This window comes from Luteibacter sp. Sphag1AF, assembly GCF_014192715.1.
Classification (GTDB): domain Bacteria; phylum Pseudomonadota; class Gammaproteobacteria; order Xanthomonadales; family Rhodanobacteraceae; genus Luteibacter.
This window is the reverse complement of record NZ_JACHYH010000002.1, coordinates 472,742-491,311: the sequence shown is the minus strand read 5'-3', so window position 1 is coordinate 491,311 and position 18,570 is coordinate 472,742. Positions and strand designations below refer to the sequence as shown.

Annotated in this window: 15 protein-coding genes and 1 tRNA gene; 3 read left to right on the top strand and 13 right to left on the bottom strand. The window is 64.2% G+C overall.

Annotated elements, in window-relative coordinates; genetic code table 11:
- Positions 1-63: 63 nt before the first annotated feature.
- Together FHW69_RS09325 and FHW69_RS09320 are read left to right on the top strand one after the other, a co-directional pair.
- A complete protein-coding gene (locus FHW69_RS09325) occupies positions 64-330 on the top strand; it encodes a hypothetical protein (protein ID WP_183422770.1) in 267 nt (88 codons plus the stop codon).
- Positions 331-389: 59 nt separating this feature from the next.
- A tRNA-Arg gene (locus FHW69_RS09320) sits at positions 390-466 on the top strand.
- A 5-nt stretch (positions 467-471) separates the two neighbouring features.
- On the opposite strand, the gene FHW69_RS09315 is transcribed toward FHW69_RS09320, so the two are convergent.
- From FHW69_RS09315 to FHW69_RS09290, 6 genes are all read right to left on the bottom strand, one after another.
- The gene (locus FHW69_RS09315; RefSeq protein WP_183422769.1) at positions 472-1,899 is read right to left on the bottom strand and encodes a phospholipase; all 1,428 of its coding nucleotides are present in this window, start codon (positions 1,897-1,899) and stop codon (positions 472-474) included.
- 58 nt (positions 1,900-1,957) lie between these two features.
- Complete coding sequence (locus tag FHW69_RS09310; RefSeq protein WP_183422768.1) at positions 1,958-3,388, bottom strand: aldehyde dehydrogenase family protein; 1,431 nt, start codon at positions 3,386-3,388, stop codon at positions 1,958-1,960.
- A gap of 72 nt (positions 3,389-3,460) precedes the next feature.
- Complete coding sequence (gene xseA, locus FHW69_RS09305) at positions 3,461-4,804, bottom strand: exodeoxyribonuclease VII large subunit (protein WP_183422767.1); 1,344 nt, start codon at positions 4,802-4,804, stop codon at positions 3,461-3,463.
- A gap of 97 nt (positions 4,805-4,901) precedes the next feature.
- Positions 4,902-6,509, bottom strand: a complete 1,608-nt coding sequence (locus tag FHW69_RS09300; protein ID WP_183422766.1) for a carboxyl transferase domain-containing protein — start codon at positions 6,507-6,509, stop codon at positions 4,902-4,904.
- A gap of 183 nt (positions 6,510-6,692) precedes the next feature.
- Positions 6,693-7,085, bottom strand: coding sequence for a hypothetical protein (locus FHW69_RS09295; RefSeq protein WP_183422765.1), 393 nt, complete (start codon positions 7,083-7,085; stop codon positions 6,693-6,695).
- 196 nt (positions 7,086-7,281) lie between these two features.
- Positions 7,282-8,463, bottom strand: a complete 1,182-nt coding sequence (locus FHW69_RS09290) for an acetyl-CoA C-acyltransferase (RefSeq protein WP_183422764.1) — start codon at positions 8,461-8,463, stop codon at positions 7,282-7,284.
- 307 nt (positions 8,464-8,770) lie between these two features.
- Between FHW69_RS09290 and FHW69_RS09285 the strand changes: the two genes are divergently transcribed.
- A complete protein-coding gene (locus FHW69_RS09285; protein WP_183422763.1) occupies positions 8,771-11,536 on the top strand; it encodes an autotransporter serine protease in 2,766 nt (921 codons plus the stop codon).
- A gap of 49 nt (positions 11,537-11,585) precedes the next feature.
- On the opposite strand, the gene FHW69_RS09280 is transcribed toward FHW69_RS09285, so the two are convergent.
- From FHW69_RS09280 to FHW69_RS09250, 7 genes are all read right to left on the bottom strand, one after another.
- Positions 11,586-12,743, bottom strand: a complete 1,158-nt coding sequence (locus FHW69_RS09280; protein ID WP_183422762.1) for an isovaleryl-CoA dehydrogenase — start codon at positions 12,741-12,743, stop codon at positions 11,586-11,588.
- A 109-nt stretch (positions 12,744-12,852) separates the two neighbouring features.
- The gene (yccS, locus tag FHW69_RS09275) at positions 12,853-14,982 is read right to left on the bottom strand and encodes a YccS family putative transporter (RefSeq protein ID WP_183422761.1); all 2,130 of its coding nucleotides are present in this window, start codon (positions 14,980-14,982) and stop codon (positions 12,853-12,855) included.
- Between the two features lie 29 nt (positions 14,983-15,011).
- A complete protein-coding gene (gene fabG / locus FHW69_RS09270) occupies positions 15,012-15,740 on the bottom strand; it encodes a 3-oxoacyl-ACP reductase FabG (RefSeq protein ID WP_183422760.1) in 729 nt (242 codons plus the stop codon).
- Positions 15,733-16,203 carry a hotdog family protein gene (locus tag FHW69_RS09265; protein WP_221195466.1) on the bottom strand — a complete coding sequence of 157 codons (471 nt, stop codon included), beginning with the start codon at positions 16,201-16,203 and terminating at the stop codon, positions 15,733-15,735. Before FHW69_RS09265 ends, fabG begins: the two co-directional genes overlap by 8 nt.
- On the bottom strand, positions 16,203-17,390 hold the full coding sequence (locus tag FHW69_RS09260) for a beta-ketoacyl-ACP synthase (protein ID WP_183422758.1): 1,188 nt from the start codon (positions 17,388-17,390) through the stop codon (positions 16,203-16,205). The genes FHW69_RS09265 and FHW69_RS09260 overlap by 1 nt, the downstream gene beginning before the upstream one ends.
- Positions 17,387-18,109 (bottom strand): class I SAM-dependent methyltransferase, encoded by a 723-nt coding sequence (locus FHW69_RS09255; RefSeq protein WP_183422757.1) that lies wholly within the window; start codon positions 18,107-18,109, stop codon positions 17,387-17,389. Before FHW69_RS09255 ends, FHW69_RS09260 begins: the two co-directional genes overlap by 4 nt.
- Before the next feature lie 34 nt (positions 18,110-18,143).
- A complete protein-coding gene (locus FHW69_RS09250) occupies positions 18,144-18,566 on the bottom strand; it encodes an acyl-CoA thioesterase (protein ID WP_183422756.1) in 423 nt (140 codons plus the stop codon).
- Positions 18,567-18,570: the final 4 nt, after the last annotated feature.

Here is an 18,570-nt window from a genome sequence, read left to right as displayed (position 1 = left end):
CCGCCAACGACACCCGCAAGTTCATGCTGGCACCGTGTTCTCCGAGATTTCAAAGGACTTCTCATGCCGACGGTTGTATTCGACATCCCCTATCGCCCCAATGAAAATCGGGCGTGGGACGTGCGCCAGGACAATCGCGTGGTTGCGCAGTTCCCCTCGCGGGTGGACGCGTTGCGCTTTGCCATGAACCGGGCTGCGCACGTTGAGCACGACTCCACCCGCGCCCTCGTGGCTGTGGAAGGCGCCGATGGCGTGCGCCGGGCTTTCGGCGGCGACGTGAAACGTCCGCTCGATCCGACGCTGCTGCCTGTAGGCACCCTCCAGCATTGAGGCTGCGCCAGATCCTCAGCCTTTCCCGATACGCTGTTCCCCGCTATCCTTCGGGCGATGACCCCGTAGCTCAGCTGGATAGAGCGGTCGCCTCCTAAGCGGCAGGTCGCGCGTTCGAATCGCGCCGGGGTCACCATCTGTCTACAGATCCGCACCCTGCACGGGCTGGCGGAAATCTTCCGGGGCCAGATTGGACGTGAAGCGGAACACCCCTTCGGTCACGCGGCGGGCTAGTACGACGTCAACCACCGTGGTTTCATGCGGGCCCATGCTGTCCAGCAAATCGCTGTCGGTTGCGGTCACGCCGACCAGGTGGTGGACCAGTCCGCTCAGATCTTTCGGCGCCACGCGTGCGCCATACGGTCGATGGCCGACCAGCGCCTGGCGCAATGTCTTGCTTGAATCGCGTGGATCGGTGACGGCTGCGTCGCCTGCCATCACGTCGTAATTGAGAAACAGTGTCACCACGCCAGCGCTTTGTGAATTGGCCTGCCGGTCCAGCATGAAGCCTTGCGGCAATTCGTTCTCGCTGGCGTCGGGACCTGCGGTTAATTGAAACTGCGCGTCGGGCAGCGGCTCAGAGCGGTCATCGGCGAGACGCAGAATCAGCATGCTGCGCGGATCGTGAATGTGCACGCGCGGAGAAAAAATGCCCGCAGGTTCCAGTTCGACTTTGTCGGCGTCGCGCGCGGCATTCTCGTTGGCAAACGCATCGCACAACGCGGCGTAGCTCGCCTGGGAATTCACGGCAAGACACCGCAGCAGCGTGTCCACCGTGATCGAAGGCGTGGGTGTGCCGGCCATGATCCCGTGATTCCCCGTGTGGGCAAGGCCGGGCATCAGGCGAAACGCGGTGCGGGGTGAGCGCTTTACCGTGACGGAGAACTGCATCGTCACCGGGTCCTGCGCCAGCACCGCATGCGTGGCGTTGAGGTTCGCCGCGGCCAGCCGCACGACGCCATCGGAGCCATCTTCGCCGGTGTAGGAGTTGATGACGTCGTAGAGTTTGCGGTCAGGGCGGTCGCCGATCAGGCCAAAAAGATACGTACCGCTGAGGGAGAAGTCGGTGCCGTGGATCAGGTCGATGTTCTGTCTCAGTGATTCGTCGCTGCCCAGCTCCAGCCAGTCGAGCACGCGCTGGCCGGGCTCAACGCCACCAAACCAGGCTTTCAGACGGCCGAGCGCGCCTTTGCCCAACTGGGCCAGTGCGGAACCAAAATGCGCCGGTGCCAGCATCATCAGGTGGCGCAACTTCAGCGGCGCGTACAGCGACGGCTTGTCGTGTTGCGCGCGCAGCCATGCCATGACGACCGGCCCTCCCGTGGAATGGGCGATGCAGTCGAACTCCCCGTTGGGAAGGTTCAGTTTTCGCAATGCGCTGTCGAACGCGCGCACGATGTCGTCCATGGTCACCGCATCCACGAACGTGATGTATTCGGCCAGGTGAATGTCCAGCGTGGTGAGCGTGCCACCTTGCTGCGCCACACGATCACGCATGGCGGCGGGCAACTGGCCGTAAGTGGAAGTGTCGGTGACGCTCCAGCCCTGGAGGAAAATGAGGGTTGTCATCCGCTAGCCTCAGGAAAGTACTGCGCCAGCTTGAGCTGGCGCTGTTGCAGGTTATGTGTCAGATGTCGCGAATTACCATCAGGCGCAATTCAGTCATGTCTTCGATGGCGTAGCGCACGCCCTCCAGACCGAGTCCGGACGACTTCGCGCCGCCGTAAGGCATGTTGTCCACGCGGAAACTGGGGATGTCGTTGACGATGACGCCACCCTGTTCCAGTTCGTCCCATGCGCGCATCGCATGGCGCAGGTCGTTGGTGAAGACGCCGGCCTGAAGTCCGAAATCCGAGTCATTGGCCACGCGGATCGCTTCGTCGAAGTTTTCCACGCGCTGCATCAGGGCGACCGGGCCGAAAACTTCCTGACGCTGCACGCGTGCGTCGTGCGGCACGTTTTCAAGCAGCGTGGCCTCCAGCATGGCGCCTTTGCGTCCACCGCCACACAGCACGGTGGCGCCGGCACTGCGCGCTTCTTCCACCCACGAGGCAAGTCGGGTGGCGGCAGCCTCGTCGATCATGGGACCGAGGAAGGTGCTGGAGTCTTTCGGGTCGCCGGATTTCAGCGCCTTGACGGCAGTGACCAGCCGGGATTTCAGTTCGTCGTAAATGGCCGCGTGGGCGAGGATGCGCTGCACGCTGATGCAGCTCTGTCCGGACTGGTAGTAAGCGCCGAAAACGATGCGTTCCACGACCTTGTCCAGCTGCGCACCCTGATCGCCATCGACGATGCACGCGGCGTTGCCGCCGAGTTCCAGGGTCACTTTCTTGTGCCCGGCCTGTGCGCGCAAATCCCAGCCGATGAGGCCGCCGGTGAACGACAGCATTTTCAGGCGCGGATCGGTGACCAGGGGCGAGGCGGCGCGACCTTCCAGCGGCAATACGGAAAACGCCCCTTCGGGAAGATCTGTCTCGGCGAGAATCTGGCCGATGATCAGCGCGCCAAGCGGCGTGCGCTCAGCAGGTTTCAGCACGAAGGGACAGCCGGCCGCGATGGCAGGTGCCACTTTGTGCGCAACCAGGTTAAGGGGGAAATTGAATGGCGTGATGAATGCCACGGGGCCAATCGGCACGCGCCTGGTGTAGCCGTGATAGCCCGCACTGCGCGCGGAAATTTCAAGATTTATGGTTTCGCCGTTAATGCGCACGGATTCTTCGGCGGCGATCTTGAATGTCTCAATCAGGCGAACCACTTCGCCCTTCGCATCCTTGATGGGTTTGCCCGCCTCCACGCACAGGGCATAGGCCAGTTCGTCCTGGCGCTCGCCGAAACGCCGAACACAGTGCTCCAGTACGGCCTGGCGCTGATAGGGCTTGAACGCCTTCATGGGGCCGGTCGCGGCGACAGCGGCGGCAATGGCCTTTTCCACGGCGGCATCGTCCGGCATGGCCACACGTGCGGCTATTTCCCCGGAATACTTGTCGGTAACGGCAAGATCGGTATTGGGGGCGTATGGCTTGTTGGCCACGTAATAGGGATAACTCTTATCGAGCATGATCGCCTCGTAAGACAGGGGAAGAGTGGAGATGAATGATCCGGCACGGCTCGTTCAGCCGGCGTGACCGGGTCAGTCCTTGCGGACGACCGTCATCTGGCCCTGGGCCAGCATCACTTTCAGCGCATCGCCCGGCGCGACGTTATCGGCCTGGCGCACCACGCGTTCGTGGCTGTCCAGCACGATGGCGTAGCCGCGCTCCAGCGTGGCCAGCGGGCTCACGGCGTGCAGGGTGCGTGCCTGTTGGGTCAGTCGGGCGCGGTCCCGTTCGATGCGCCGTTCCATCGCAGAACGCAGACGCATCTGCAATTCGGTGATGCGTCGCTGCCAGGGCAGCAGCTTCTGTCGGGGATGTTGCGCGAGCAGACGGCCGTGCAGTCGGTCCAGTCGTGCGGCACGCAGCGCATTGGCCTGCGACACGGCACGCAGCAGGCGCTGACGCAGGGCGTCCAGACGCTGCGCATCGCGAGCGAGCCTTGCCTGCGGGCGTTGAGCCTGAAGGCGCGCCCGCAGATGATCCGCGCGCTGGGCCTGCGCTTGCAGACGGCGCGACATCAACGTGGCCATGCGCTGGCGCAGGCGTTCCAGGCGGCGTTCAAGATCAGCGCCATCAGGCACCAGCAACTCGGCGGCAGCGGACGGCGTGGCGGCACGGAGATCGGCCACGAAGTCGGCAATGGTGAAGTCCACTTCATGGCCCACCGCCGACACCACAGGCACAGCGCTGGCGTGAATGGCGCGTGCCACGGCTTCGTCGTTGAAAGCCCAGAGATCTTCCAGCGAACCACCGCCGCGGGTGAGCAGCAGCACGTCGTAATGTCCGCTGGCCGACGCGCGACGCAGCATGGCGGCAATGGCCGGTGGCGCTTCGCGTCCCTGCACGGGCACGGGAAGCACATCCACCTCCGCGATGGGGAGGCGGCGGCCAAGCACGCTCAATACGTCGCGGACTGCGGCACCGGTCGCCGAGGTAATGACGCCGATGCGGCGCGGGAAGGGCGGCAGTTCGCGTTTGCGGGCGGTGTCGAACAGGCCTTCGGCGCCGAGGCGTGCCTTCAGTTGCTCGAACTCGCGTTGCAGCGCGCCTTCTCCGGCCAGCTCCATGTGCTCGGCCACGAGCTGGAATTCACCGCGCGCCTCATACAGCCCGACCTTCGCGCGAATGAGTACATGCAGGCCATCCACCGCCTTGAAGCGGAGTCGTGAAGCGGCTGTGCGGAACATGGCGCAACGCACCTGCGCGCCAGCATCCTTCAACGTGAAGTACACATGGCCCGAGGCAGGGCGAGCGACATTGGACAACTCGCCTTCGATCCACACCGTGCCCAGGGCGTCTTCCAGCAAGTCGCGCACCAGCCGGTTCAGACCGGTAGGCGTGAGGACGTGCGGGCTTGCGGGATCGTGGTGCTCGGACATGGGTCGCCGAGGTTAGCACGGCGACAAGGAATGTCGATGGGGCAGTGACTTAGCCAGCTGAGCTAAACCAATGTCTCCAATGCCTTCTGGCGCCTTGTCACATGCGGAAGACACCGAATCGTCCCTGCTCGATGGGCGCATTGAGCGAGGCGGAGATCGCCAGCCCCAGCACCCGGCGGGTATCGGCCGGATCAATGATGCCGTCGTCCCACAGACGCGCGCTGGCGTAATAGGGGTGCCCCTGATGTTCATACTGATCGCGGATCGGTGCCTTGAACGCCGCTTCTTCCTCAGCGCTCCACTGTCCGCCAGCGGCCTCGATGCCGTCACGACGCACGGTGGCCAGCACGGAGGCTGCCTGCTCGCCGCCCATGACACTGATGCGCGCATTCGGCCACATCCACAGGAAGCGCGCACCATAGGCACGGCCGCACATGGCGTAATTGCCCGCGCCGAAGCTGCCGCCAATGACGACGGTGAACTTGGGCACATGCGAGCAGGCGACGGCCGTGACCATCTTGGCGCCGTCTTTCGCGATGCCGCCGTTTTCGTACTTGCGGCCGACCATGAAGCCGGTGATGTTTTGCAGGAATACCAGCGGCACATTGCGCTGATTGCACAGCTCGATGAAGTGCGCGCCTTTTTGCGCGGATTCGCCGAACAGAATGCCGTTATTGGCCACGATGCCCACAGGATAGCCGTGAATGTGCGCGAAGCCGGTGACCAGCGTCTTGCCGTAGCGCGCCTTGAATTCGTGGAATTCGGAATCATCGACAATGCGCGCGATGATTTCCCGGATATCGAACGGGCGACGGGTGTCCTCGGGAATCACGCCATACAGTTCGTTGGCCGGATAGCGCGGCTCGATCACCGGCTGCAACGCAACCGGTACGTGCTTCACGCGATTCAGGCTGCCCACGATGTCGCGCGCGATGGAGAGCGCGTGCGCGTCATTCTCTGCATAGTGGTCGGCCACGCCGGAAACCGAGGTGTGCACGTCCGCGCCACCGAGCGCTTCGGCATCCACCACTTCGCCCGTGGCCGCCTTCACCAGCGGCGGGCCACCGAGAAAGATGGTGCCCTGCTCACGCACGATGATGGTTTCGTCGCTCATGGCGGGCACATACGCACCGCCCGCCGTGCACGAACCCATGACCACCGCGATCTGCGCGATGCCCTGCGCACTCATGCGGGCCTGGTTGTAGAAGATACGGCCGAAGTGCTCGCGATCAGGAAACACTTCGTCCTGAAGCGGCAGGAAGGCACCGCCGGAATCCACCAGGTACACGCAGGGCAGGCGATTTTCCATCGCCACTTCCTGCGCGCGCAGATGCTTCTTCACGGTCATGGGAAAGTACGTGCCGCCTTTGACGGTGGCATCGTTGGCCAGCACCATCACTTCCTGACCCCGAACCCGGCCAATGCCGGCAATCAGGCCCGCGGCGGGGGCCGCGTCGTCGTACATGCCGTGCGCGGCCAGTGGCGCAATTTCCAGAAAGGGCGAGCCCGGGTCCAGCAGGGCGCGAATGCGCTCACGGGGAAGCAGCTTGCCCCGCGCCTCATGCTTCTCACGTGCTTTGGCGCCACCACCTTCGGCTGTCTTGCGCAGGGTTTCACGCAAATCGTCAGTCAAGGCGCGCAGACGCTGGCTGGCCGCGATGAAGTAGGGTGAACGGGGATCGAGCGCGGAGGTGAGCGTAGGCATGGGCGTTCGCGATCAGGCTAAACGCACATCATAGCGGTGCGGCGGGTAGGGTTAACGCTGCGGGGCACAACGGGAAGGGTGAAGCGGGTGGCAGAACGGTGGTGCCAGCCGCACGGTCGCGCGCATAAAAAAACCGGCCGCCCGAAGGCAGCCGGTTCGTATTGCACACTGAACTTAAGACGCTTAGTTCTTCTTGGCGTCGTCAGCAGCGCTCTTCGCGTTGTCGGCAGCTTCCTTCGCTGCGTCCTTCGCGTTGCCAGCCTGGTCGGCTGCGTTCGATGCAGCATCCTTGGCAGCGTCAGCAGCAGCGCCGCCCGTCGAGGATGCATTGGCAGCAGCGGCCTGAGCCTGGCTGGCGGCCTTGTTGGCGTCGTCAGCAGCGGTCTGTGCCTGGGTGGCAGCCTGGCTGGTGGCCTGGTTGGTTGCCGAATCAGCAGCCTGCTGTGCCTTGTCCGCCTGCTGCTGGGCATCAGCAGCCTGCTTCTGGGCATCCTGCGCGGAATCCTGCGCGCCGTTGCTGCATGCTGCCAGAAGCGCGACGAGCGCAGAGGCGAGAAGGGTACGCGTCAAATTCATTTTTGTTTCTCCTTAACCGTGGAATGCCGTCAGGCGGGCGTATTAATAGCGTAGTCGTTCATGGTTCGCTACCGATTTACTGAAAGCGCTTCAGGGGGCATTAAAAAGTAGCCATCCTGATAAACCGTCGATAAACCGGGGCGTGCGTTAATTAATTGACCGTTTTCTGTTTATCGAATTAAAGCGGACGCCGTGTTTACAGTCGTTCGATAGCGATCGCTGTTGCCTCGCCACCGCCGATGCAAAGCGCGGCGACACCCCTTTTTGCCCCACGGGCCGTCAACGCATTGAGAAGAGTGACGATGATCCGCGCGCCGCTCGCCCCAATCGGATGGCCCAGGGCACAGGCGCCACCATGGACATTCACCTTTTCGTGAGGAATGTCGAGTTCGCGCATAACAGCCATCGGAACGACGGCAAACGCTTCATTGATTTCAAAAAGATCCACATCGCCCACCGACCAGCCAGCCTTCTCCAGCAGCTTCTGGATCGCGCCCACAGGCGCGGTGGTGAACCATTCCGGCTCCTGCGAATGGGTGGCATGGGCCACCACGCGGGCCAGCGGCGTGATGCCGCGAGCACGGGCATCGTCTTCGCCCAGCACGATCAGCGCGGCAGCGCCGTCGGAAATGCTGGAGGAGCTTGCTGCTGTAATGGTGCCGTTTTCCTTGCGGAACGCGGCTTTCAGGGTAGGAATCCTGGCGATGTCGGAACGGCCCGGCTGTTCGTCTTCGCTGAAGTCCTGCGAGCCCTTGCGACCCTGCACGGTGACGGGAACGATTTCGTCGGCGAATGCGCTGGACTGCTGTGCGGCCTGCGCACGGCGAACCGATTCGATGGCGAAGGCATCCTGCTCCTCGCGCGTGAAGTGGTACTTGTCCGCGCAGCTTTCACCAAACACGCCCATGGCCTTGCCGTCGTACGGATTGGTCAGACCATCCCACGCCATATGGTCCACAAGCTGGCCATCGCCGTAGCGGATGCCCGTGCGTGCATTGACCATGTGCGGCGCATTGGTCATGGATTCCATGCCGCCGGCGACCACGATGCTGGCCGAACCGGCCTTGATGAGGTCGTGTGCGAGCATCACGGCCTTCATGCCCGAACCGCACACCTTGTTGATGGTGGTGCAGCCAGTGCTGGTGGGCAGGCCCGCTTCAAGTGACGCCTGGCGCGCAGGGGCCTGGCCGAGATTACCGGGCAGCACGCAACCCATGATCACCTCGCTGACGTCCTTGCCATCGATACCCGACTGCGCCAGCGCAGCGCGAATGGCGATGGCGCCCAGCCTGGGCGTGGGAACGCCGGTGAACTGGCCGAGGAAAGAACCGATGGCGGTGCGCTTGGCACCCGCGATGACAACGTTGGCGTCGGACATGGGAACTCCGTGGTACTCAGATGGCCGCAACCGGAAAGGGTGCGGGTAACTGCGGAAGTATCGCAGCGGGAGACTGCGGGCGGCAAACGACACGGCGGATGTCGCGCTCGTCACGCCAATGTTGCGGTGCAGCGAAGAAAGTGAGCGGCGTCACAGGGTTGCCGGATTTTTCGCAACTTGTGGCATGCGCTGTGGCATCCTCCGCGCAGGGGCGACGCGGCCGGTTTCAGCGCGAACGCAGACATTGAAGTCAGCCAGGGGAATACTTTTGAACGCAGTAAGTTCGTTGCGCCAGCGGGAGCTGGTATTGGCAATTGGTCTTGTCGTGGGCCTTTCCGGCTGCGGCGGCGGTGGTGGCGGCGTTTCCATGAACGGCAGTGTGGGTGGTGGTGTGGTGGTGGCGCCCACGGTTCCCAACGTTTCCAACCCTGCCTACAACGCACAGATCGTGCAGACCAACGCCGCTGCCGCGCAGGCGGCGGGATTTACCGGCGCAGGTGTGACCATCGGCATCGTCGACTCCGGCGTCATGCGCAATCAGCCCACCCTGGCGGGACGGGTCACCTCCAACGTCAATTACGTCGATCCCTCGACCAATAACCTCAACGTCGATGACGTGGTGGGTCACGGCACGGCCGTGGCGGAAATTGCCGCCGGCAAGGCGTTCGGACAATTTGCCGGGGGCGTGGCCCCGGGTGCGACGATCATTTCGGCGCGCATCATTTCCGACAAGGCGCCCACGGACGACGGTTCGGGCCAGGGCAACCAGGTCACCTCGGCTGACCCGTTGCAGCAGGTCAACGAGAATCTGTACAACGCGGGCGCCCGCGTGATGAACAACTCATGGGGTGGTGTGTATTGGGATGCCTCAAGCACCACGACCACGCAGAGCTTCGTCAACGCGTATTCCAAATTTGCCGGTGGCGGCATTGTGGTGTTTGCCGCGGGCAATGATGGCAAAGCCAATCCCTCGGACGTCGCGGCGCTGCCTGCGCGCGCCAATGGCCAGCTGATCGGCAGCTGGCTGACCGTTGTCGCACTGGACGAAACGGACCCGACGAAGCTGGCCTCGTATTCCAACGCATGCGGCATCGCGCGCAATTACTGTCTCGCCGCACAGGGCACCGTGGTCACCAGCGGCACGAATGACACGACCTCCTCCGTCAGTTACCTGAAGTGGACCGGCACGTCGCTGGCCGCACCGCAGGTGTCGGGCGCCGCTGCCGTGGTGTGGAGCGCGTTTCCCACGTTTTCCAACCAGTCGATCGTCACCACGCTGCTGGGCACGGCTACCGATCTTGGCGCGCCCGGGCCCGATGCCGTGTTTGGCTACGGCGCAGTCAACGTCGGGCGAGCGGTGCGCGGCCCGGGTCAGCTGGTCAACGGCATTTTCCAGGCCACGATGGGCGGGCGGAACTACACGTTTGCCAACGACCTCAGTGGCACCGGCGGGCTTCAGGTATCCGGCGCGGGCACGCTGACGCTCACCGGCAACAACACATACACGAGCCCGACCTATATCGGCGCCGCTTCCATCGTGGATTCCGCGCACGCAGTGCCCGGCCAGGTGAATCTCGATAAGGGCGGCACGCTGATCGCGCGCGCCGATATCGGTGGCACCGTGGTGAATAACGGCACGTTGCAGACGGATCAGGCGGCGGTTCATATCGCGGGCAATTACACGCAGTCGTCCACGGGCCGGCTGTCGCAGCTTCTTGGTGCGCCGCTGATCGTTAGTGGCTCGGCGACGCTGGGGGGCGATTTCTATGTGGCGGGCGCCGTGACCGGATACACGGTGACGTCGCATCAGTCGGTGCTGACCACCACTGGATTCGTGAACGGCAAGTTCGCCACCACGACGCTCGCGCAGGGCGTGTTTCTGACCAGCCAGCTGCAATACCTCCCCAAGGAAGTGTGGGTCAATACGAGCCAACTGAGCGTCACGAAAGTAGCATCGCAGAGCATGTCCGGGTCGTCGGCCGCCCTATCGTCGGCGCAGCGTCTGGATGGCGCGTTCCAGCAGATCAACCAGAGCCTTGCGGCCCCCGCAGGGAGCGCGTCGCTCAACGAGAACATGCTCATCGCGGCGGGCGCAATCCAGCAGTCGCCGACCACGCAGGTGGCTCAGGCGTCGCTTGAGTCGCTGTCCGGTCAGTTGCACGCGGCCAGCACCGCCGTCACGCTGGCAGGCATCGACGCCAGCAACGATGCGTTGATGGCGCATTTCGACCGGATGAACAACGCGAATCCGGTGGGTGCGTGGACGCAGTCGCTGGGCCAGCAGGGGAGCATGAGCCGGGGTGGCTTCGGCAATGTGTCGTTTGCGCTCAATGGCGCGCTGGTCGGCACGGATATCCGCCTGGGCAGCACCGGCTTTATCGGCATGGCTGTGGGGCAGAACAACACCACGGGGCAGCTGACCGGCAGCGCTGACCGTCGCAGCAGCCGCGGCACGGAAGGCATGCTTTACGCCGGAACGCGCAGCGGCAGCTGGTACGGCGTGGGTCGCGTGGGCTTCGGCAGCTACCGCGAAAACATGCAGCGCACGCTCCAGTTCGGTGAGCAGGCCGCGTTCGTTGGCAGCGATGCCACCGGCCGTTACAACGTGGCATATGGCGAATTCGGCTATCAGGGACAAACGGACGCGTTCTCGTTCACGCCGTTCATGAACATGCAGTACGCCAGCATCCGTCGTTCGGCGTTCTCTGAATCCGGTGGCGATGGCTTTGGCCTGAGTGCCAACGCGCAGACAACGTCGCGCTGGCAGGCAGGCGTAGGTGTTCGCGGCGGACGCTCGTGGCTTACCTCGTGGGGCAAGCTTCGCCTGGATGCGCGCCTGGGCTGGCAGAACGCGTTTGCCACGCGCGGGGAAGTGTTCTCGGCGCGTTATACCGGTGTGTCGCAGTGGGCGCCCGTGGAAGGTATTGGCCTGTCGCGCCGTGCGGGTACGGCGGGCATGACGCTGGGCTGGGATCTCAACGAGCGCACGCAGCTGGGATTCAATGTGGACCAGCGCCTGGCGGATCGCGACAACTCCCGCTCGGCCAGCGCCACGTTCCGGATGAACTGGTAACAGCCGCTTATCCTCCTGCGCACCGTGGTGCGCAGGAGGATGTTGCGGATCAGGACTTGCCGTGGAACAGCTCGCGGCCAATCAGCATACGGCGGATTTCATTCGTGCCCGCGCCGATTTCATAGAGCTTGGCATCACGCAGGATGCGGCCGGCCGGAAATTCATTGATGTAGCCGTTGCCGCCCAGCGCCTGGATCGCTTCGAGGGCGACCTTCACGGCATTGGTGGATGCATTGAGCAGGCACGCGGCCGGGTCGATACGTGACTTGATGCCCGCGTCAAACTGCTGCGCGACCATATACGCAAAACCGCGCGACGATTGCAGCGCCGTGTACATGTCGGCGACCTTCGCCTGCATCATGCCGAACGTGCCGATGGGTGCGTTGAACTGCTTGCGCTCACGCACATACGGCAGGGTGAGATCCACGGCTGCCTGCATGAGGCCGATGGGTCCGCCGGACAGCACGAGGCGCTCGGTATCCAGGCCACCCATCAGTACGCGCACGCCTTCGTTCACTTCACCCACGATGTTCTCAGCGGGGATTTCGCAGTTCTCGAACACCAGTTCGCACGTGTTCGAGCCGCGCATGCCGAGCTTGTCGAGCTTTTGCGCGGTGGAGAAGCCCTTCATGCCCTTCTCGACGATGAAGGCCGTCATGCAGCGGCTGCCCGCCGCGCGCGGCGCCGTGCGCATGTAGACCAGCAGCACGTTGGCGTCGGGGCCGTTGGTGATCCACATCTTCGTGCCGTTGGCGACCCAGACGTCACCCACCAGCTCGGCGCGGCAGCTCATCGAGCCGACCACGTCGGAGCCGGCGCCCGGCTCGCTCATGGCCAATGCACCGATCCACTCGCCACTGGCGAGTTTGGGAAGGTATTTCCGGCGCTGCGCTTCGTTGCCGTTGTGATAGATGTTCTGCACGCACAGGTTGGAGTGCGCGCCGTAGGAGAGACCTACCGAGCCAGACGCGCGGGAAATTTCTTCCATGGCGACCATGTGCGCAAGGAAGCCCAGATCACTGCCGCCGTATTCGCTGGGGATGGTGATGCCCAGAAGGCCCATGTCACCGAACTTCGCCCAGAGATCTTCCGGGAACAGATTGTCGCGGTCGATACGATCCGCGCGTGGGGCAATCTCTTTTTCGGCGAAGGCATGGACGCTTTCGCGCAGAGTGTCGAGATCGTCGCCGAGGGGAAACGGGCGCATGGAGGAAGCTCCAGAAGAAGGAAAAAGCTGCCCATCGTACCGCGCCGGCCCCGGCAAGCCTTGGCGCAACGCACAAAGAGCATCGCTTTTCCCATACGGGAGAGTGCATTCACAGTTCGGTTACCAGAGCCGCGAAGCGGTCGGCATCGCGGGCCAGCAGGGCGCATTGCAGGGCCAGCAGGCGGACGAGGCCTGTCCGGGTGCTGGCGTGTTCATCCAGTTCGGTGACCCATGCCGCGCCAGCGCACGGCGCGACGACACCATGACTGCGGGCGGCAGCGGCCAGTCTGGAAAAGTGCGCTGCAAGCGCTTCCACATCCGCGAGTGTTGATTCCGCATCCACGCCGGCAGGAAGCGCTTCCCGGTGCGAACCCAGCGTGGACAGATGCGCCAGCACCGACTGCGACACCGTCACCAGCCGCAGTGCTACTTCGCCACGTTCACGCGAATGCACAGGCTCGGCCAGCATTTCGGTGACGGAGCCTGCAAGCGCGGCGTGCGCGTTATGAGCATCCCGGCGCGCAACGCGATACGCAAGATCATCCACTTTTCCCCTCACATATTGATGGGCGATGCGCCGCAGGTAGATCGCATCGGCGGCCAGGCTGTCGGCAAGAAGGTCTTCCAGTCGTCGCGCGTGCCAGTCCGGCAGCACGAAGTGCAGCGCGAGCGCTGCGATGGCTGCCCCCATCAATGTGTCGACAAGGCGTGGACCTATCGCCGTATAGCCCGCACCCGTCTGATCGAAGCACAGCAGCACGAAGAGCGTGATGCTTGCCGTGGCCAGCGTGTAGCGCTTGTGGCGAAACGCGAAGAATGCTGCGCCGGACAGGACGATCACGGGTAGTCGCCAGTCGCCGCCCGGCAGCAGGTGCAGCAGCGCCCATCCCGCGAGCAGGCCAGCCAGCGTGCCACCCACGCGTTGTATGAGCCGCCGGCGTGTGGCGCCGTAACCGGGCTGGCATACGAAGAGCGTCGTCAGCAGTATCCAGTAGCCGTGATTGGGATGAACCGCCAGCAGCAATGCGTACCCGGCCAGCATGCCGGCGGCAAGCCGTACGGCGTGACGAAACCGCATGGAGCGGGGCGTTGCCTGGACCTGCACGCGACGCCATGCGTCGCGCATGGTGGGTGGGTCCGGATTTTGCAGCGTGTAGTCGACCTCGCGTACGCCGTCGCTCTCGGTTTCCAGTGCGGCTTGCAGGCGCTCGGTATTGCGCAGCAATCCGGCCAGCGCTTCCTCGATGGACGAATCGCGGGGTTCTCCGTGGTGCGCGATCGCGGCACGCACGTCGTCCAGCGCGGCGTGTGGCAGCGCGAGTGATCCCAGTGGCAACGTGCGCCTGATTTCGTCCGCACGTTGCCGGCATGCCTGCGCCTGGAGGCGGAGAAGGCGGCCGAAGCGGAACAGGATGTCACTGTGAAACAGGGCGTCGGCAAGTGCGTCGTATGGGTAGTGCGCGGAGCTGATGCGCTCGTGGATGTCCTGTGCGGTGAAATACAGACGCAATCGCTGCGCCATGCGGCCACGGGGCTGGCGCCTTCCCATGCGGTCGAGCAGGGCGGTGCGCGCTTCGTTCATCGCCTCAACGGTACGCGCGTTGCGTTGTGCCAGCGTCACGTTCAGCGCATGGCGATCCAGGTCGTGCACGGGCTCAAACAGCGCAGCCTTGATTTCCAGTTGTGCGGCCAGCGCCTGGAAAACCCGTGCCAGCGACAGGCGTAGCGCACGCTGCGGCGCCAGAACGCTCCACAGCAACGACAGCACGCCGTACCAGGCCGCGCCTCCCAGCAGGTGCACCGTGCCCGCCCAGTTCATGCCGGATGTGCCCGCCGTGTCGGTGTCGATCATCGTGTAGACCGACAGGATGAGCGTGGCGGCGGCAATCGTGGCGTATCGCCCGCTGATGGCACCCAGCATCACCAGGCCGAAAGCTCCTGCCGGCAGGGCAAGCGCAAAAAGCCACGGCGTGGCGATCAGCCAGCGCACCACGATGGCCGCCACGGCAAAACATCCAAGCGTGACGGCCAATCCTCGCAGGCGGCCGCGCCATGCGTCGTCGGTTTCAGCCAGCGCGCAGGCGATGGCGCCCAGCAGCGCCGGAATGGCGGCGGTACGTGGCCCGTGGATGGCACACCAGAGCAGTACGCCTCCCAGAGCCAGCAGCACGCGCACCACATCGGCCAGCCGGTCAGACTCGACGACCGCAGACAGACGCTGGGCAAACAGGGGGCTCATGGGTCGAGCCTAACGCGAAATCCGTGACGTCAGCAGAGGCCGCCATTCACCGCGATGACCTGGCGGGTGATGTAGCCAGCGTCGGGACTGACGAGGAACTGCACCGTGGCGGCTACTTCTTCCACGTTGCCCATGCGCTGCATGGGGATCATTGCAAGGATTTCCTCCAGCGGCAGTTCGGCGTCCACCATGTCTGTGTCGATGAGGCCCGGAGCCACGCAGTTCACGGTGATCCTGCGCTTGGCCAGTTCCACCGCCAGGGCCTTGGCTGCGCCGATCACGCCCGCTTTGGACGCGCTGTAATTGACCTGCCCGCGATTGCCGATGATGCCGGACACGGACGTGATGCAGACGATCCGGCCGGCCGCACGGCGGCGGATCATGGGCATGACCAGCGGATGCAGCACGTTGTAGAAGCCGTCGAGGTTGGTGCGCAGCACCTGGTCCCAGTCGTCGCCGGTCAGTGCCGGGAAGGCGCCGTCGCGAGTCAGGCCCGCGTTGCACACCACGCCGTAGTACGCACCGTGTGCGGCCACATCGGCTTCCAGCGTCTGTGCGCAGGCGGCACGGTCAGAGATGTCGAATTGCAGGATGCGGGCATCGCGCCCCAGCGCGCTGATCTCCTCCTGCACGGCTTCCGCTTCGTCGCGACGCGAACGGCAGTGCAGCACGATGTCGTATCCGGCGCGCGCCAGGCGCAGCGCGATGGCGCGACCGATGCCCCGGCTGGAGCCGGTAACCAGAATGGTGTCAGCCATGAGTTGGCTCCTTGATGATGTTTGTTTCGGGGTCGAGCAGGACGCTGGCATCCGGCGGACTGAACACGGTCAGGCGTGCTTCGGCCAGCATGTCCTGGGCCTCGATGCGGCAGATGAACGCGGCCATGCCTTCGTCGTCGTGGAAGCCGCGCACGGCTTCGATGCGAAGCTCAGTGCCGATGGGAAAATGTTGCACGTTGCAGCGGTAGCTGCGCGTGCCCAGCAGGAAGCCGGGACGCACGGGCTGGCCTGCCACGCGGGCGTTGTAGCCGTTCCATGCCGCGATGGTCTGCGCCATGAGTTCGATGCCTGCCCATGCCGGAAGGCCATCGCGATCCGTGAAGGCGGCACCGCGCTGCACCCGGCGCGTGCACACGACGCGTTCGATTTCGCACTCGATGAGTTCGTCCAGCAGGATCATGGCGCCGGCGTGCGGCAGCAATTGTTCGATGGGCCAGGACATCACGCAGCATCCGCCAGAATCAGGCTCGCATTATTGCCGCCAAACGCGAAGGAATTGCTCATCAGATAGCGGCGGCCGCCTTCAGGCAGGCGGCTGCTCGCGTCGGTGAAGCGCAAAGCGGGTAGCGCGGCATCGGCCAGACCATCCCAGACGTGCGGCGGCAGGCGGCGCGCGGCGGCGGTGTCATTCAGGGACAGCCAGCAGAATGCGGCTTCCAGTGCACCTGCCGCGCCCAGCGTGTGTCCGGTGATGGCCTTGGTGGACGAGCAGGGCACCTGACCGAACAGCCGCGCGACGGCGATGCTTTCCATGGCGTCGTTATGCTCGGTCGCCGTGCCGTGCAGGTTGATGTAGTCGATGGCGTGGGCTGCGATGCCCGCGCTGGCCAGTGCGCGCTCCATGGCTTGCAAGGCGCCGTGGCCCTGCGGGTCTGGCGAGGAAAGATGCCAGGCATCTGAGCTGGCGCCGCCGCCGGCCAGTTCCACCCGCGCAGGTTCGCGCGTCATGAGGAACAGGGCGGCCGCTTCGCCGATGTTGATGCCGCCGCGTTCACGCGAGAAGGGGCGGCAGGTGTCGCTGTCCACGGCTTCCAGTGCATGAAAGCCGTGAATGGCCAGGCGGCACAATGTGTCGGCGCCGCCGCAGATCACGGCATCGCACACGCCCATGCGCAACAGGCGACGGGCGCTCAGCATGGCGCGTGCGCTGGATGTGCACGCCGTGGAGATGCCATACGCCGGGCCACTCAGCTGGAAATGGTCGGCCAGTACGGCCGCAGGCGCACCCAGTTCCTGATGGGCATAGTGGTAGTCAGCGGGCCACTCGCCGTCGCGTTCGCGCTGCGCGATGGCACGCGTGGCGTCTTCGATGCCGGTGGTGCTGCTGCCGATCACCACGCCGATGCGCGAGGCGCCGAAGCGGCTTACGGCGTCGCGTACGTCTACCTCGATGTCGCGTGCCGCGGCAAGCAGGAGGCGATTGTTGCGGTTGTCGCGCCACGTCGCCGTACCGGCCGGGAGGGCGTTCAGCGTATGCGGCGCATGCGCCAGCGCCACCTGACGGGCTGGCATCCAGCCGGGCGTGGAGCGAACGCCACCGCGTTCGCCTGCAAAAAGGGCCTCGGCCACGCTGGACTTGTTCTGTCCCAGCGCGCACACCACTCCCAGCGCATTCAGATACGTTTTCACGTGGCGTCGAGCGGCTTTCGTGCCGCGACATTGACCAGGGTTTCCTCGCGCTGCCCTACCGGCGGCGCTGCCTTGATGCCCCAGCGCTCCAGCAGACCGAAATCACGCGAACGGCTCCACCACAGATAGGGCAGCGATACAGCCGACGGTTCGAAGACAAAGCCGCGACCACGCAGCATGTCCAGATATTCGTCCGCGCTCTTTTGCACATGCATCGGATGGCGGAAGAACCAGCGGATCACCCACGTGTCGATATAGGCCTTGGTCGACTCGGCAAACAGCAGCAGGCCGCCCGGCTTGAGCACACGCCAGAACTCGTCCAGCGCGCGTTCCTGCTCCACCAGATGATGGAACGTCTGGTGACAGAAGATGATGTCTGCGGTGGCGTCAGGCAATTGAATGTGCGCGCAGTCTCCCACGATCAACTCGACGGGAATGTTCTCTCGCTTCGCTTCGGCCCGCGAAAGATCCACGCTGTGCGGGTCGGCGTCCAGCCCGATCAGGCGATCCGGGCGGAACGTATCGCGCAGGTGACGGAACGAGCGGCCCTGACCACACCCCACGTCCACCAGACAGCCGCCTTGCGGCAGCGGTTCGCCGATGACGCGTTTCAGGTCATTGATGGCCACGCGAAGCACGTGGTGCTGCCAGGTGTGCGTGCGAAGAAAGATGAATCCCAGGCGGGTTTCTTCAACGTAGGTAGCGCTGGCGTACTTCATGGGAGGGCAGCCGTGCAGATGAGAGGAAGGGAAGTCATGCGATCCGGCGCTCCACGGCGTCGATGAATACAGCGGGGGATTCCAGCTGCAACTCGCCAGCGCCGTTGACCGCGACCTGCACGGTGCTTGCAAGCGTCAGTCGCTCGCCGCTTGCCTCGTCGCTGATGAGATAATGGATTTTCAGTCGGTTGCGCCATTCGATGAGGTCGGCGCGAACGGTGATCTTCTGACCGAAGCGCGCAGCGCGCACGTAGCGCAGCTGCATGTCGATGATGGGCCACACGAAACCCGCTGCGCGCATCTGGGCGTAGTTGTGGCCCAGGTCGTCCAGCAGCGCGCAACGTGCCAGTTCAAGATACTTCACGTAGTGGCCGTGCCAGACCACATCCATCGAGTCGACATCGAAGAAGGGCACGTCGACAGAAATCTGCGCACGCAGTACGCCGCTGGCTCGCATGGGC

What these genes read in the sequence shown, in the direction of transcription:
- FHW69_RS09325 (WP_183422770.1), top strand. Translation starts at nt 64, where the DNA reads ATGCCGACGGTTGTATTCGACATCCCCTATCGCCCCAATGAAAATCGG.
- FHW69_RS09315 (WP_183422769.1), bottom strand. Translation starts at nt 1,899, where the DNA reads ATGACAACCCTCATTTTCCTCCAGGGCTGGAGCGTCACCGACACTTCC.
- FHW69_RS09310 (WP_183422768.1), bottom strand. Translation starts at nt 3,388, where the DNA reads ATGCTCGATAAGAGTTATCCCTATTACGTGGCCAACAAGCCATACGCC.
- xseA (WP_183422767.1), bottom strand. Translation starts at nt 4,804, where the DNA reads ATGTCCGAGCACCACGATCCCGCAAGCCCGCACGTCCTCACGCCTACC.
- FHW69_RS09300 (WP_183422766.1), bottom strand. Translation starts at nt 6,509, where the DNA reads ATGCCTACGCTCACCTCCGCGCTCGATCCCCGTTCACCCTACTTCATC.
- FHW69_RS09295 (WP_183422765.1), bottom strand. Translation starts at nt 7,085, where the DNA reads ATGAATTTGACGCGTACCCTTCTCGCCTCTGCGCTCGTCGCGCTTCTG.
- FHW69_RS09290 (WP_183422764.1), bottom strand. Translation starts at nt 8,463, where the DNA reads ATGTCCGACGCCAACGTTGTCATCGCGGGTGCCAAGCGCACCGCCATC.
- FHW69_RS09280 (WP_183422762.1), bottom strand. Translation starts at nt 12,743, where the DNA reads ATGCGCCCGTTTCCCCTCGGCGACGATCTCGACACTCTGCGCGAAAGC.
- yccS (WP_183422761.1), bottom strand. Translation starts at nt 14,982, where the DNA reads ATGAGCCCCCTGTTTGCCCAGCGTCTGTCTGCGGTCGTCGAGTCTGAC.
- fabG (WP_183422760.1), bottom strand. Translation starts at nt 15,740, where the DNA reads ATGGCTGACACCATTCTGGTTACCGGCTCCAGCCGGGGCATCGGTCGC.
- FHW69_RS09265 (WP_221195466.1), bottom strand. Translation starts at nt 16,203, where the DNA reads ATGTCCTGGCCCATCGAACAATTGCTGCCGCACGCCGGCGCCATGATC.
- FHW69_RS09255 (WP_183422757.1), bottom strand. Translation starts at nt 18,109, where the DNA reads ATGAAGTACGCCAGCGCTACCTACGTTGAAGAAACCCGCCTGGGATTC.
- FHW69_RS09250 (WP_183422756.1), bottom strand. Translation starts at nt 18,566, where the DNA reads ATGCGAGCCAGCGGCGTACTGCGTGCGCAGATTTCTGTCGACGTGCCC.